The following is a 15,179-nucleotide window of genomic DNA, read 5'->3' on the forward strand; positions in this document are numbered from 1 at the left end:
CGCAGAAGGAGCGACGAGTGCGACACACCCTCCGCACGTCCCGCACCCCCCGTCCACCCCACTCGGCACGCGCCGCGGCCGGCGCCCTGCTCGCCGGCGCCGCGATGCTCGCGGTGGCCCTCCCGGCGAACACCGCTTCCGCCGCCCCGGACCCGAGCACGGCCGCCGCGAGCGGCCACGCGCAGCCGAGGTCCGGCGCCCTGCCCGCCTCGCTGTCCCCCGCGCAGCGCGGCACCCTGCTCGCCCAGGCGCAGGACGCGAGCGCCGCGACCGCCACGTCCCTGCACCTGGGCGCGAAGGAGCGCCTGGTCGTCCGGGACGTGGTCAAGGCCGCCGACGGCAGCCTGCACACCCGCTACGAGCGCACCTACGACGGCCTGCCGGTGCTCGGCGGCGACCTCGTCGTGGCGACGGACGCGGCCGGCCGCACCACCAGCGTGGACCGGGCCACCGACGCGACGATCGCGGTGCCCACCGAGACCGCGGCCAGGAGCGCCTCCTCCGCCCGGTCGTACGCCCTGAGCGCCGCGAAGGCCGCGGGCGCGGCCGCCCCCACCGCGTCGGCAGCACCCCGCAAGGTGGTCTGGGCGGCGAGCGGCACCCCGACGCTCGCCTGGGAGTCGGTGGTCGGCGGCCTCCAGGACGACGGCACCCCGAACGAGCTGCACGTCATCACCGACGCCACCACCGGCGCGAAGCTCTACCAGTACCAGGGCATAGAGAACAGCGTCGGCAACAGCGAGTACAGCGGCCAGGTGAACATCACCACCACCAAGTCCGGCTCGTCCTACGCGCTGACCGACGGCAGCCGCGGCGGCCACAGCACGTACAACCTGAACCACGCCAGCTCCGGCAAGGGCACCCTCTTCACCGACACCGACGACGTGTGGGGCGACGGCAAGGGCACCACCGCGCAGACCGCCGGCGTGGACGCGGCCTACGGCGCCCAGGAGACGTGGGACTTCTACAAGAACACCTTCGGCCGCAACGGCATCGCCGACGACGGCCGGGCCGCGTACTCCAGCACCCACTACGGCAACAACTACGTCAACGCCTTCTGGGACGACTCCTGCTTCTGCATGACCTACGGCGACGGCTCGGGCAACGCCCACCCGCTGACCGCGATCGACGTGGCCGGCCACGAGATGAGCCACGGCGTCACCGCGGCCACCGCGGGCCTGAACTACTCCGGTGAGTCCGGCGGCCTCAACGAGGCCACCTCCGACATCTTCGGCACCGGCGTGGAGTTCTACGCCGACAACGCCACCGACCCGGGCGACTACCTGATCGGCGAGAAGATCGACATCAACGGCGACGGCTCACCGCTGCGCTACATGGACAAGCCCAGCAAGGACGGCGCCTCCAAGGACTACTGGTCCTCCAGCCTCGGCGGCCTGGACGTGCACTACTCCTCCGGCCCGGCCAACCACTTCTTCTACCTGCTCTCCGAGGGCAGCGGCGCCAAGGTGGTCAACGGGGTGTCGTACAACAGCCCGACCTACGACAACCAGTCGGTGCCGGGCATCGGCCGGGACAACGCGCTCAAGCTCTGGTACACCTCGCTGACCGAGCACTTCACCTCGACCACCAACTACGCCAAGGCCCGGACCCAGTCCCTCCAGGCCGCGGCCGACCTGTGGGGCGCGGGCAGCGCCACGTACAACACGGTGGCCGACACCTGGGCGGCGATCGGCGTCGGCAGCCGGGTCGACTGATCGGCCGTCAGCCGGAGTGATTTTTGCCGGTTTCCACCGGTGTGGGGTGATCATCCCCAGGGGCCCGATTCCGTACAGTGCGGTTCTGGAAACCCGCACCACCCCGTAGGAGATGGATTATGGCAACCGGAACCGTGAAGTGGTTCAACTCGGAAAAGGGCTTCGGCTTCATCGAGCAGGACGGCGGCGGCTCCGACGTCTTCGCCCACTACTCCAACATCATGGCCACCGGCTACCGGGAGCTGCTGGAGGGTCAGAAGGTGGAGTTCGACGTCACCCAAGGCAACAAGGGCCCGCAGGCGGAGAACATCCGCATGCTCGACAGCGCGGTCTGAGGACCGCCGTCCGGCTTCACCCCAGTGGCTGAGCGGAGGCCCGCACCACGCACATCGGTGCGGGCCTCCCCCCTGCCCGGGGCGCTTCGCTAGCGCAGCACGCCCGCCGTCATGCCCTCGGTCTCCGGCGGGACCGCGACCAGGCCCAGCTCGGCCGGGGTCGCCATCAGCGGATGGGCCGGCAGCACCCGGGCGGTGTAGCCGAAGGCGCCGGTCCGGTCCAGGGTGAGCGGTCCCTCGAAGGTGTAGCGGCCCGCCACGTCGGCGCGCGTCACCGGCTTGAGTGACTGCACCGCGGGCGCGGTGAGCCGGTCCGCGGCGTCCACCGGCCCGGACAGCAACTGGACGTCCACGTCGGAGGGGTCGAGGCCGCCGAGCGCGACCTGCACCCGCAGCGTGAGGGTGGAGCCCAGCTCCGCGGCGTCGTCCACCGCGCCCTCGGCGGCGACGGTCTCCACGTGGTCGACCGCGACCCGCGGCCACTCCTGGCGCACCCGCCGCTTCCACTGCGCGAGTTCGGCCGCGGCCGGGCCGCGCACGGCCCGGTGCGAGCGGGCCGCCGGGGCGTAGAGCTGCCGGACGTAGTCGCGGACCATCCGCCCGGCGAGCACCTTGGGGCCCAGCGTGCTCAGGGTGTGCCGGACCATCTGGACCCAGCGCTGCGGCAGGCCGTTCCTGCCCTGGTCGTAGAAGCGCGGGGCGACCTGCTGCTCCAGCAGGTCGTAGAGCCCGGCGGCCTCCAGTTCGTCGCGCCGGTCCTCGTCGGTGACGCCGTCGGCGGTCGGGATCGCCCAGCCGTTCTCGCCGTCGTACCACTCGTCCCACCAGCCGTCGAGGACGGACAGGTTGAGGCAGCCGTTGAGCGCGGCCTTCATCCCGGAGGTGCCGCACGCCTCCAGCGGGCGCAGCGGGTTGTTGAGCCAGACGTCGCAACCGGGGTAGAGGGTGCGGGCCATCCGCATGTCGTAGTCGGGCAGGAAGACGATGCGGTGCCTGACCCGGGGGTCGTCGGTGAACCGCACCAGCTCCTGGACCAGCCGCTTGCCGCCCTCGTCGGCGGGGTGGGCCTTGCCGGCCACCACGATCTGGATCGGCCGCTCCGGGTGCAGCAGCATCGCGGCCAGCCGCTCCTTGTCGCGCAGCATCAAGGTGAGCCGCTTGTAGGAGGGCACCCGGCGGGCGAAGCCGATGGTGAGCACGTCCGGGTCCAGGACGTGGTCGGTCCAGCCCAGTTCGGCGTCGTTCGCGCCGCGCTGCCGCCAGGAGGCGCGCAGCCGGCTGCGCACGTCCTCGACGAGCTGCTCGCGCAGGGTGCGGCGCAGCTCCCACACCGCGGCGTCGGGCACGTCGGCGACCGCCTCCCAGCGTTCGGCGCCGCCGATCATCAGGGCGTCCTCGGCGCGCGAGGCGCCGAACTGGCGGCTGCCGAGCCGCAGCACCTCCGGCGCCACCCAGGTGGGCGCGTGCACGCCGTTGGTGATCGAGGTGATGGGCACGTCCTCGGGGTCGAACCCGGGCCACAGCCCGGCGAACATCTGCCGGCTGACCGCCCCGTGCAGCGTGGAGACGCCGTTGGCGCGCTGGGCCAGCCGCAGGCCCATCACCGCCATGTTGAACAGGTCGGGGTCGCCGCCGGGGTAGGTCTCGCGGCCGAGTTCGAGAATCCGGCCGACGTCCACGCCGGGCAGCTCGCCGCCGTCGCCGAGGTGGCGGGCGACCAGGTCGCGGGTGAAGCGGTCGATGCCGGCCGGGACCGGGGTGTGGGTGGTGAACACGGTGCCGGCCCGCACCGCCTCCAGGGCCGCGTCGAAGTCGAGCCCCTCGTGGGACAGCTCCCTGATCCGCTCCAGGCCGAGGAAGCCGGCGTGGCCCTCGTTGGTGTGGAAGACCTCGGGCTCCAGGTGGCCGGTGATCCGGCAGTAGGCGCGGACCGCGCGGACCCCGCCGATGCCGAGCAGCATCTCCTGGAGCAGGCGGTGCTCGCTGCCGCCGCCGTAGAGCCGGTCGGTGACGTCGCGTTCGGCGGGCTGGTTGGGCTCGACGTCGGAGTCGAGCAGCAGCAGCGGCACCCGGCCGACCTGGACGGTCCAGATCCGCGCGGTCAGCGTCCGGCCGCCGGGCAGCGCGAGGGCGACCCGGGCCGGGGTGCCGTCGGCCTCGCGCAGCGGGCTGACCGGCAGCGAGTTGGGGTCGAGGACGGGGTACTGCTCCTGCTGCCAGCCCTCGCGGGACAGGCTCTGCCGGAAGTAGCCGTGCCGGTAGAGCAGGCCGACGCCGATCAGCGGCACGCCCAGGTCGCTGGCGGCCTTGAGGTGGTCTCCGGCGAGGATGCCCAGGCCGCCGCTGTACTGCGGCAGCGCCCAGGTGATGCCGAACTCGGGTGAGAAGTAGCCGACGGCGGCGGGCAAATCGCTCTGCTCCTGGTACCAGCGGGGCCCGGCGGTGTAGTCCGCGAGGTCCTCCGCGGCGGCGGTCAGCCGGCGCAGGAAGCGGCGGTCGCCGGCGAGCGCGGCCAGCCGCTCCTTGGAGACCGAGCCGAGCAGCCGGACCGGATCGCCCTGGGCGGCCCGCCAGCCTTCGGGGTGGACGCTGCGGAACAGCTCCCTGGTCTCCTCGTGCCAGGACCAGCGTAGGTTCGCGGCCAGTTCCCCCAGCGGGCGCAGAGGTTCCGGCAGGACGGTGCGCACGGTGAATCGACGGATTGCCTTCACGCCTTCGACCGTAGCCCGGTGGGCCGGGGGGCGGGCCGGTTGTCCACGATCTCCAGGGCCAAACGCCCGAACGGAGGCTCACGGAAGCGAACGCCTGACGGGCCTGGGCGCGGGCGCGTTCGAGACCGGTCGGCGGGCACGTCCACCGCAGGCAGGGGAGGGCTGCGGTGGTACCGAGGGGGTGCGATGCTGGTGGCTGGAACGAGACGGCGTGCGAGCGGCTCACCGGCGGCGTTCGCCCACCCGCAGGCGTACGCGGGGGCGCGCAAAGGGGCGTGAAGCTCTCACACCGAGCGTGCGTAAGGGGTGCGGCCGGTCGGCGGATCGGTCACCACGAACGCGCGCACTCGCCGCGCGCTACCGAAACGGCGTCAGAGGGGGCGTTCAGTCCGGGAAGCGTGGGCAGGCTCGGACGTATGCGGCACCGCACCAGCACTGCACCGGCACCGCATCAGCACCAGCACCAGCACCAGCACCGCACCGCACCGCACCGCACCGCACCGCACCGCACCGGCAGCCACCCGGGTGAACCCCTCCCGGAGGGGCCCCGCAGGCGAGCCGGTTCGGCCAAGAACAGTTAAAAAGTAGCGAGGCTCCCGTCCCCGGGCAGTCCCGGATACCCCGTGCACCGAAGTCACCCGCGCGTCAGTCGAGTCCGTCCCGTACCGAGCTGTCAGGTGAGGAAATGATCGGTCGTATCCCCGTCGTCGATGTCCAGCCGAGTGTGGACTGCGGCAGAAGGCCCGCCAAAGCGGTGGTCGGTGAGCGGTTCCAGGTGACCGCCACCGTCTTCCGCGAGGGCCATGACGCGGTGGCCGCGAACGTGGTGCTGCGCGACGGCTCCGGCCGGTCCGGACCGTGGACGCCGATGCGGGAGCTGGCGCCGGGCACCGACCGGTGGGGGGCGCACATCACTCCGACGGCCGAAGGGCGCTGGACGTACACGGTCGAGGCGTGGTCGGACCCGGTGGCGACCTGGCGGCACACCGCGGGCATCAAGATCCCGGCCGGCATCGACACCGAACTGGTGCTCGCCGAGGGCGCGCACCTGTACGAAAGGGCCGCGGCCGGAGTGCCCAAGGGCGACGGCCGGCCCGCGGTGCTCGCCGCGGTGGACGTGCTGCGCGACTCCGCCCTCGCCCCGTCCGCCCGGCACGCCGCCGCGCTGGCCCCCGAGGTGGTGGCGGCGCTGGACCGCTTCCCGCTGCGCGAACTGGTCAGCGCCTCCCGGCCGATGCCGCTGCACGTCGAGCGCGAGCGCGCCCTGTTCGGGTCCTGGTACGAGTTCTTCCCGCGCTCGGAGGGCGCGACCGCCGGGCCGGACGGGCGGCTGCGCTCGGGCACCTTCCGTACCGCCGCCGAGCGGCTGCCCGCGGTGGCCGCGATGGGCTTCGACGTGGTGTACCTGCCGCCGATCCACCCGATCGGCTCCGCGTTCCGCAAGGGCCGCAACAACAGCCTGACCCCCGGGCCCGACGATGTCGGCTCGCCGTGGGCGATCGGCTCGCCCGAGGGCGGCCACGACGCGGTCCACCCGGACCTGGGCACCCTCGCCGACTTCGACCACTTCGTGGCCCGCGCCCGCGACCTGCGCCTGGAGGTCGCCCTCGACTTCGCCCTGCAGTGCTCGCCGGACCACCCCTGGGTGGAGAAGCACCCGGAGTGGTTCGCGCACCGCGCCGACGGCACCATCGCCTACGCGGAGAACCCGCCGAAGAAGTACCAGGACATCTACCCGATCGCCTTCGACCAGGACTTCGCCGGCATCGTGCGGGAGACGCTGCGGGTGCTGCGGCACTGGATGGCGCACGGCGTCCGGATCTTCCGGGTGGACAACCCGCACACCAAGCCCGTGGTCTTCTGGGAGAAGGTGATCGCCGACATCAACCGGACCGATCCCGACGTGATCTTCCTCGCCGAGGCGTTCACCCGCCCGGCGATGATGGCCACCCTCGGCAAGATCGGCTTCCAGCAGTCGTACACCTACTTCACCTGGCGCAACAGCCGCGCCGAACTCACCGACTACCTGCGGGAGCTGAGCGGGGACAGCGCGGCCCACATGCGGCCGAACTTCTTCGTGAACACCCCCGACATCCTGCACGCCTACCTGCAGAACGGCGGCCGGCCGGCCTTCGAGACCCGCGCCGTGCTCGCCGCCACCCTCTCTCCGAGCTGGGGCGTCTACGCGGGATTCGAGCTGTGCGAGGGCACCCCCGCGCACCCCGGCAGCGAGGAGTACGCCGACTCCGAGAAGTACGAACTGCGGCCGCGTGACTGGGCAAAGGCCGAGGCCGAGGGGCGCTCGCTGGCCCCGCTGCTCACCACGCTCAACCGGCTGCGCCGCCGTCACCCGGCGCTTCGGCAGCTGCGGGACATCACGTTCCACCCGGTGGACAACGAAGCCCTGCTCGCGTTCTCCAAGCGGCACGGCGACGACGTCGTACTGGTGGTCGTCAACCTGGACCCCTTCCACACCCAGGAGGCCACCGTGTCGTTGGACATGGCGGCGCTCGGGCTCTCCTGGCACGAGTCGTTCCCGGTACGCGACGAGCTATCCGGTCAGACCTACCACTGGGGCAGGGACAACTATGTGCGCCTTGAACCGGGCCGCGCGCCCGCGCACGTCCTGTCGCTGCGACCGTCTCCATCGATCGGAGGGTCACTCAGTTGATCGTCAACGAACCCGTTCCTGACACGTTCGAGGACACGCCGGCCAAGGACCGTGATCCCGAATGGTTCAAACGGGCGGTGTTCTACGAAGTCCTCGTCCGCTCGTTCCAGGACAGCAACGGCGACGGCGTCGGCGACCTGAAGGGGATCACCGCCAAACTCGACTACCTGCAATGGCTCGGCGTGGACTGCCTGTGGCTGCCGCCGTTCTTCGCCTCCCCCCTGCGGGACGGCGGATACGACGTCGCGGACTACACCGCGGTACTGCCGGAGTTCGGCGACCTCGCCGACTTCGTGGAGTTCGTGGACGCCACCCACCAGCGCGGCATGCGCGTCATCATCGACTTCGTCATGAACCACACCAGCGACCAGCACCCGTGGTTCCAGGCGTCCCGCAGCGATCCGGACGGGCCGTACGGCGACTACTACACCTGGGCGGACGACGACAAGCAGTTCTCCGACGCCCGGGTCATCTTCGTGGACACCGAGACGTCGAACTGGACCTTCGACCCGGTCCGCAAGCAGTACTACTGGCACCGCTTCTTCTCCCACCAGCCGGATCTCAACTACGAGAACCCGCAGGTGCAGGAGGAGATCCTGGCCGCCCTGAAGTTCTGGCTTGACCTGGGCATCGACGGCTTCCGGCTGGACGCCGTGCCCTACCTCTACCAGGAGGAGGGCAGCAACTGCGAGAACCTGCCGCGCACCCACAGCTTCCTGAAGAAGGTGCGCGCCGAGATCGACGCGCACTACCCGGACACCGTGCTGCTCGCCGAGGCGAACCAGTGGCCGGAGGACGTGGTCGACTACTTCGGCGACTTCCCGGCCGGCGGCGACGAGTGCCACATGGCGTTCCACTTCCCGGTGATGCCGCGGATCTTCATGGCGGTGCGCCGCGAGTCGCGCTACCCGGTCTCCGAGGTGCTCGCCAAGACCCCGGCCATCCCGGCGAACTGCCAGTGGGGCATCTTCCTGCGCAACCACGACGAGTTGACGCTGGAGATGGTCACCGACGAAGAGCGCGACTACATGTACGCGGAGTACGCCAAGGACCCGCGGATGCGCGCCAACATCGGCATCCGGCGCCGGCTGGCCCCGCTGCTGGACAACGACCGCAACCAGATCGAGCTGTTCACCGCGCTGCTGCTGTCCCTGCCCGGCTCGCCGATCCTCTACTACGGCGACGAGATCGGGATGGGCGACAACATCTGGCTCGGTGACCGCGACGGGGTGCGCACCCCCATGCAGTGGACGCCGGACCGCAACGCCGGGTTCTCCTCCTCCGACCCCGGCCGGCTCTACCTGCCGACCATCATGGACCCGGTCTACGGCTACCAGGTCACCAACGTCGAGGCGCAGATGAGCTCCCCCAGCTCGCTGCTGCACTGGACCCGGCGGATGATCGAGATCCGCAAGCAGAACCGGGCGTTCGGCGTCGGCTCCTTCACCGAACTGCCGTCGAGCAACCCGGCGGTGCTCGCCTTCCTGCGGGAGGACGGCGACGACCTGGTGCTGTGCGTGAACAACTTCTCCCGCTTCGCCCAGCCCACCGAGCTGGACCTGCGGCAGTTCGCGGGCCGCCACCCGGTGGAGCTGATCGGCGGGGTGCGCTTCCCGGCGATCGGCCAACTGCCGTACCTGCTCACCCTGGCCGGACACGGCTTCTACTGGTTCCGGCTGCGGCGCGACCCGTCCTGACGGCGGGGGCCGGGCGGACCGGCCCCCACTGGGCCGCTCCCCCGGCTCCCCCGGCTCCCCCGGGCTCGACCGGCCCCTCGGCGTAACGTTCCGTCACCCGGACGGTTACGTCCGACCGCCGGGAGGTTACGTTCCCGCGCCCGAGGTGCGGGGGGCCCGCACCTTTGGGACGATCAAGCGAAACCCGCAGCAGCCCGTACGGCGGTTTCCTGTCACCCGGCCGGGGCAGGCTCCCCGTGTCGCCGGACAGCCCGAACCCGTCATCCGGGAGGCTGGCGCATCCGCCGCTCGACCCAGCGGCAGGGTGCGCGACTCCCCCGGGGAAAGGACGTCATGTCGGACAGCTCCTGGACCCGTGTCCCCGCCGTCACCGGCCGCGATCTCGTGCCGGGGCTGCTTCGCTCCCTCGACCCGCTGCTGCGCGGCTGGCTGCCGAGACAGCGCTGGTTCGCCGGCAAGGGCCTGCCGATCGGTGACTTCCGGCTGGCCGCCGCGACCGAACTGGTTCCCCCGGGTGGCCGACTCGGCCCGCTCGGCCTGCTGCACGTCCTGGTCGACGTGGAGCAGCCCGGCCGGCCGCCGGACTGCTACCAACTCCTGCTCGGCGCGCATCCGCTGCTGCCGTCCGCGCTGGTGCGCACCGCCCTCGGCCCGGCCGTCGGCGGCCCGTACGACGGGCTGACCCTCTACGACGCACCGCACGACCCCCGAATGGCCGCACTTCTGCTGGAACGGCTCAAACTGCCCGGCCGCAGCGGGGACCTGCGCTTCACCACCGAGCCGACCGCCGAGTTCCCGCCCGGGCTGGCCCCCCGGGTGTCGACCGCGGAGCAGTCCAACACCTCCGTGGTCTACGGCGACCGCTACATCCTCAAGCTCTTCCGCCGGGTCTCGCCCGGCACCAACCCGGACCTGGAACTGTCGCTGGCGCTGGCCCGGGCCGGGTCGCGGCGGGTGGCCGAGCCGGTGGCGTGGTTCGAGGGGCTGGACGGCGACGACGGCGACAGCGCCCCGGCGCAGGGCCGGGAGCCGACCACCCTCGGGGTGCTCCAGCGCTTCCTGCCCGGCTCGTCCGACGGGTGGGCGCTCGCGCTGGCGTCGGTGGCCGAGGACGGCGACTTCCGGGCCGAGGCGGCCGCGCTCGGCCGGGCCACCGCCGAGGTGCACCAGGCGCTCGCCTCGGCCCTGCCGGTGCACCGGCTCGACGGCCGCGCGCTGGAGCGGGTCGCCGCCGCGATGACCCGGCGGCTGGAGGAGACCGCCGCCGAAGTGCCCGCGGTCCGCCCCTTCGCGGGCGCGCTCCGCTCCGCCTACGACGACCTCGCCAAGCTCGGCGCGGGCACCGGTCCCGGCGGGGTGGTGATCGCCCAGCGCATCCACGGCGACCTGCACCTCGGCCAGGCGCTGCGCGGGCCGGACGGCGAGTGGGTGCTGATCGACTTCGAGGGCGAGCCGGCCCGCCCGCTGGCCGAGCGGCGCCGCCCCGCGCCCCCGGTCCAGGACGTCGCCGGCATGCTGAGGTCCTTCGACTACGCCGCCCACCACAGCGGCAACGGCCCCTGGGCCGCCCGGCACCGCGACGCGTTCTGCGCCGGGTACGCCGGGGTCGCCGGCACCGATCCGCGCGAACAGCCCGTGCTGATACGGGCCTTCGAGACCGACAAGGCGGTGTACGAGGCCCGGTACGAGGCCCGGCACCGTCCCGCCTGGCTGCCCATCCCGCTCTCCGCCCTGGCCCGCCTGGCCGCGTCGCCGGCCCCGTCACCCCTGTCCGCGTCCGAATCCGAGGAGTGCTCGCCGTGACCCCCGCCGCACAGCCCCCGCGCCAGCCGTCCGCCGGTGACGGCGCCCTCCCGGAAGCCGCCGCCCGCGGCTACGACGCCACCACCCCCCACCCCGCCGCCTCGGGCGGCCCGGCCCGCGGGGAACCGCGCGACAAGCCCCCCACCGGGCAGGTGGTCCGGGACGAACCGAACCGCCCCACCGGGACGGTGGCGGCCACCCAGAACGGCAACGGCGCTGCCGGCAGGGGCGCCGGGGGCACCCCGGGAGATCGGGGAGCGGCCACCCCGAAGGGCGAGGGCACCGCCGGCGACGGCTCCGGGCTCAGCCCTGACGAGAAGTGGCGGCTGCTCAACGGCGCCCACCACGACCCGCACGCGCTGCTGGGAGCGCACCCCGAGCCGGGGGGCCTCCGGTTCCGGGCCCTGCGCCCGTTCGCCCGATCCGTCGCGGTCGTCGTGGACGGGGAACGCAGCGAACTGGCCGCGGAGGGCGACGGATTGTTCTCCGCGCTGCTCCCCCTCGCCGACGTGCCGACGCGGTACCAGCTCGCGGTGACGTACGACGCGGGCGAGCTGGTGGTCGACGACCCGTACCGGTTCCTGCCCTCGCTCGGCGAGTTGGACCTGCACCTGATCGGTGAGGGCCGGCACGAGCAGCTGTGGAAGGCGCTGGGCTCGGAGCCGATGACGCACGGCGGGGTGGCCGGCACCCGTTTCGCGGTGTGGGCGCCGAACGCGCGCGGGGTGCGGCTGGCCGCGGACTTCAACTTCTGGGACGGCACCGGACTGCCGATGCGCTCGCTGGGCTCGTCGGGCGTGTGGGAGCTGTTCGTCCCGGGCATCGGCCCCGGCACCGCCTACAAGTACGAGATCACCCGCCCGGACGGCTCGCGCGGCATGAAGGCCGACCCGATGGCCCGCGCCACCGAACTCCCGCCGGCCACCGCGTCGATCGTCACGCGGTCGTCGTACGACTGGAACGACGCGGAGTGGATGGCGCACCGCGCGGACACCCCGCTGCACCGCGCCCCGCTGTCGGTGTACGAGGTGCACCTGCCCTCCTGGCGGCCGGGCCTGGACTACCGCGGCCTGGCCGAGCAGTTGCCCGCCTACGTGCAGGAACTCGGCTTCACCCACGTGGAGTTGATGCCGGTCGCCGAGCACCCCTTCGGCGGCTCGTGGGGGTACCAGGTCACCTCCTACTACGCCCCGACCTCGCGGCTGGGCTCGCCGGACGACTTCCGGTTCCTGGTGGACGCGCTGCACCGGGCCGGCATCGGCGTGATCATGGACTGGGTGCCGGCGCACTTCCCGAAGGACGAGTGGGCGCTGGCCCGGTTCGACGGGGAGCCGCTGTACGAACCGGCCGACCCGCGCCGCGCCGAGCACCCCGACTGGGGCACCCTGGAGTTCGACTTCGGCCGCACCGAGGTCCGCAACTTCCTGGTGGCCAACGCGGTGTACTGGTGCGAGGAGTTCCACATCGACGGCCTGCGGGTCGACGCGGTGGCCTCGATGCTCTACCTCGACTACTCCCGGGAGGGCGACGACTGGCTGCCCAACGTGTACGGCGGCCGGGAGAACCTGGACGCGGTGGCCTTCCTCCAGGAGATGAACGCCACCGTCTACCGGCGCTGCCCCGGCGCGGTCACCATCGCCGAGGAGTCCACCGCGTGGGACGGTGTCACCCGCCCCACCCACCAGGTCGGCCCGACCGGCTTCGGCGGCCTCGGCTTCGGCCTGAAGTGGAACATGGGCTGGATGCACGACACGCTGGAGTACATGGCGCACGAGCCGGTGCACCGCAAGTACCACCACAACGAGATGACGTTCTCGATGGTGTACGCGTACAGCGAGAACTACGTCCTGCCCATCTCGCACGACGAGGTGGTGCACGGCAAGCGGGCGCTGGTCGAGAAGATGCCCGGCGACTGGTGGCAGCGGCGGGCCGACCACCGCGCCTACCTCGGCTACATGTGGGCCCACCCGGGCAAGCAACTGCTCTTCATGGGGCAGGAGTTCGCCCAGGGCGCGGAGTGGTCGCACGAGAGCGGCCCGGACTGGTGGCTGCTGGACGAGACCTACTCCGCGGCCGGCGACCACCGCGGGGTGCGCGACCTGGTGCGCGACCTCAACGCGGTCTACACCGCGACGCCCGCGCTGTGGCAGCGCGACACCGACCCGGGCGGCTTCGAGTGGATCGACGGCGGCGCCGCGGAGGACAACACGCTGTCCTTCCTGCGCTACGACACCGCCGGGCGCCCGCTGATGTGCGTCAGCAACTTCTCCCCGGTGGTCCGCCAGGACTACCGGCTCGGCTGCCCCGAAGGGGTCTGGACCGCGGTGCTCAACACCGACGAGACCCGGTACGGCGGCAGCGGCGTGCGGGTGGAGGGGCCGGTCAAGAGCGAGCCGTCGCCCTGGCACGGCCGGCGCCACAGCATCGCGGTGACCGTCCCGCCGCTCGCCACGGTCTGGCTGCGGCCGGCCATCGACTGAGCCGGCCGCGCCGCGGGTGGCCGCGCCGCGCCGGCCGCCCGCGGGTCAGACGTCGGGTCGCAGCGTGCGGCGCAGATGGGCGCGGGCGGACGGCGGCAGGCGGCGGAAGACGGCCTTCGCGGGGGAACGCAGCCGCTCGTCGGCGGCCGCCCGCATCAGCACGGCGCGCCGCAGGGAGGTCTTCTGCGGCGGGGAGACGCGCAGTTGGAGCTGGCCGCCCGGGCCGTTCCAGCCGGCCACGACCATGCGCGGCGGGGTGCCGACGATGGCGAGGCGGGCGGCGTGCCGGCCCGGGTGGCCGGCGCTGCGGGCGCTCGCGGGGAGGGTCACCCGCGGGCGGCGGCCCACGCCCAGCGACTGGACGTCCAGCCACAGTTCGTAGCGCCCGGGGTCCAGGGGGCCGCCGCCGGCGAGGGTGAGCGGGTCGATGACGGTGTCGGCGGCGAGCACGACGTGGCAGCGGCCGTCCCCGGTGTCCTCCAGCCGCGGGCGCAGGTCGTTCTCCGGGTACCAGTACAGGGTCTGCCGGGGGTCCTTGACCAGCACCTCGCCGTGCGCGTACGCGAAGGGGTCCTTGACCTCCCAGGTGTCCTGGCCGGGTATGTCGGCCAGCAGCCCGGGGTCGAGCAGGAGGCGGCCGTCGTTCTGCCGGGCGAGGGTGACCGGGCTGCCGTCGGCGTGCGCCAGCCAGACCCGCAGCGGAAGCGTGAGCCGGCCGCCGTGCCAGCGCGCGGCGCCGACCTCGACGCGCAGCCGGATGTCCTGGGAACGGCGGCCGAGTGCGACCAGCCCGTCGAGGTTGCCCTGCTCCAGCAGGTGGGCCCGCAGCCCCGCGATGCCGGGCAGTCCGGCGGCGACACCGGGCGGGAACTCCTCGCGGGCCAGGTCGCGGACGATCCGGAAGTGGCGCTCCAGTTGCTTGCCGGTGCGCTGGAGCACCCGGGGCTCGGTGACCGGACGGAGGATCTCCACCCGGTAGTTGCGGCGCAGCATGCGGTCCTGGACCTCGCCGGGCTCGGAGCGCTCCTTGACCGCGCGCACCACGTTGCGCAGGTGCCCGTAGTAGTCCTCGGGGCTGGGCGGCCGGCTGCTGTTGTTGCCGCCGTCGCCGCGCCGCTGCCAGTGGTAGACGGGGCGGTCGCCGAGGATGGAGACGGTCCTGGCCAGCGGGTAGGCGCGGGCGAGGAAGAGCTGGTCCTCCAACCGGACCCGGCCCTCGGGGAATTCGATGCCGTGTTCCAGCAGGAAGTCGCGGCGGAACATCTTGTGCGGGGTGAGCGTCTCGAAGAGTTCGGTGTCGTGGACCGAGCAGCGCTCCCGGGTGTGCCGGAAGATGTTCCCGGGCCCCTGCATCTCGCCGTGCGCCTTTCCGAACACGATGTCGGAGCCGTTGCGCACCGCGAGCGCGTGCAGCCGTTCCAGTGCGTCGGGGGCGAGTTCGTCGTCCTGGTCGACGAAGTGCACATACGCGCCCCGGGCCAGTCTGATCCCCACGTTGCGGGGTTTTCCCGGCCAGCCGGAGTTCTCCTGCTCATGCACTCTGACGTGCGGGAACTCCTCGGCCAACCGGGCCAGCCGCTGTGCCGAGTCATCGGTGGAACCGTCGTCGACGTAAATGACCTCATAGGCGTCCGGCCCGATGGTCTGCCCGGTCAGCGACGGAGCGCAACGGTCTATGTACTCTCCGGCGTTGTAAACGGGTACGACAATACTGGCCTTCAGCACGGCAATTCCCCTCCACGCACCACTTGAACGGTGCTTTGCTTG

8 protein-coding genes are annotated in these 15,179 nt (G+C 72.4%); 6 read left to right on the plus strand and 2 right to left on the minus strand.

What is annotated here, in order from left to right:
• The first annotated feature begins 104 nt into the window (after positions 1 to 104).
• Positions 105 to 1,715 (plus strand): M4 family metallopeptidase, encoded by a 1,611-nt coding sequence (locus AB0399_RS22080; protein ID WP_366412510.1) that lies wholly within the window; start codon positions 105 to 107, stop codon positions 1,713 to 1,715.
• Between the two features lie 119 nt (positions 1,716 to 1,834).
• On the plus strand, positions 1,835 to 2,050 hold the full coding sequence (locus AB0399_RS22085; RefSeq protein ID WP_328469713.1) for a cold-shock protein: 216 nt from the start codon (positions 1,835 to 1,837) through the stop codon (positions 2,048 to 2,050).
• A gap of 89 nt (positions 2,051 to 2,139) precedes the next feature.
• On the opposite strand, the gene glgP is transcribed toward AB0399_RS22085, so the two are convergent.
• Positions 2,140 to 4,761 carry an alpha-glucan family phosphorylase gene (gene glgP / locus AB0399_RS22090; RefSeq protein ID WP_366412494.1) on the minus strand — a complete coding sequence of 874 codons (2,622 nt, stop codon included), beginning with the start codon at positions 4,759 to 4,761 and terminating at the stop codon, positions 2,140 to 2,142.
• Positions 4,762 to 5,446: 685 nt separating this feature from the next.
• Between glgP and AB0399_RS22095 the strand changes: the two genes are divergently transcribed.
• The 4 genes from AB0399_RS22095 (at position 5,447) to glgB (ending at position 13,412) form a co-directional block, all read left to right on the plus strand.
• Positions 5,447 to 7,432 carry an alpha-1,4-glucan--maltose-1-phosphate maltosyltransferase gene (locus AB0399_RS22095; protein WP_366412495.1) on the plus strand — a complete coding sequence of 662 codons (1,986 nt, stop codon included), beginning with the start codon at positions 5,447 to 5,449 and terminating at the stop codon, positions 7,430 to 7,432.
• The gene (gene treS, locus AB0399_RS22100) at positions 7,429 to 9,129 is read left to right on the plus strand and encodes a maltose alpha-D-glucosyltransferase (RefSeq protein WP_328469707.1); all 1,701 of its coding nucleotides are present in this window, start codon (positions 7,429 to 7,431) and stop codon (positions 9,127 to 9,129) included. The genes AB0399_RS22095 and treS overlap by 4 nt, the downstream gene beginning before the upstream one ends.
• 333 nt (positions 9,130 to 9,462) lie before the next feature.
• A complete protein-coding gene (locus AB0399_RS22105; RefSeq protein WP_366412496.1) occupies positions 9,463 to 10,932 on the plus strand; it encodes a maltokinase in 1,470 nt (489 codons plus the stop codon).
• Positions 10,929 to 13,412 (plus strand): 1,4-alpha-glucan branching enzyme, encoded by a 2,484-nt coding sequence (gene glgB, locus AB0399_RS22110; RefSeq protein ID WP_366412497.1) that lies wholly within the window; start codon positions 10,929 to 10,931, stop codon positions 13,410 to 13,412. The genes AB0399_RS22105 and glgB overlap by 4 nt, the downstream gene beginning before the upstream one ends.
• 45 nt (positions 13,413 to 13,457) lie before the next feature.
• Here the strand turns inward: glgB and AB0399_RS22115 are convergent, their stop codons facing one another.
• Positions 13,458 to 15,137, minus strand: coding sequence for a glycosyltransferase (locus tag AB0399_RS22115; protein ID WP_366412498.1), 1,680 nt, complete (start codon positions 15,135 to 15,137; stop codon positions 13,458 to 13,460).
• Positions 15,138 to 15,179: the final 42 nt, after the last annotated feature.

Origin of the sequence: Streptomyces sp. NPDC088194, from assembly GCF_040702025.1 — a bacterium.
Lineage (GTDB): Bacteria > Actinomycetota > Actinomycetes > Streptomycetales > Streptomycetaceae > Actinacidiphila.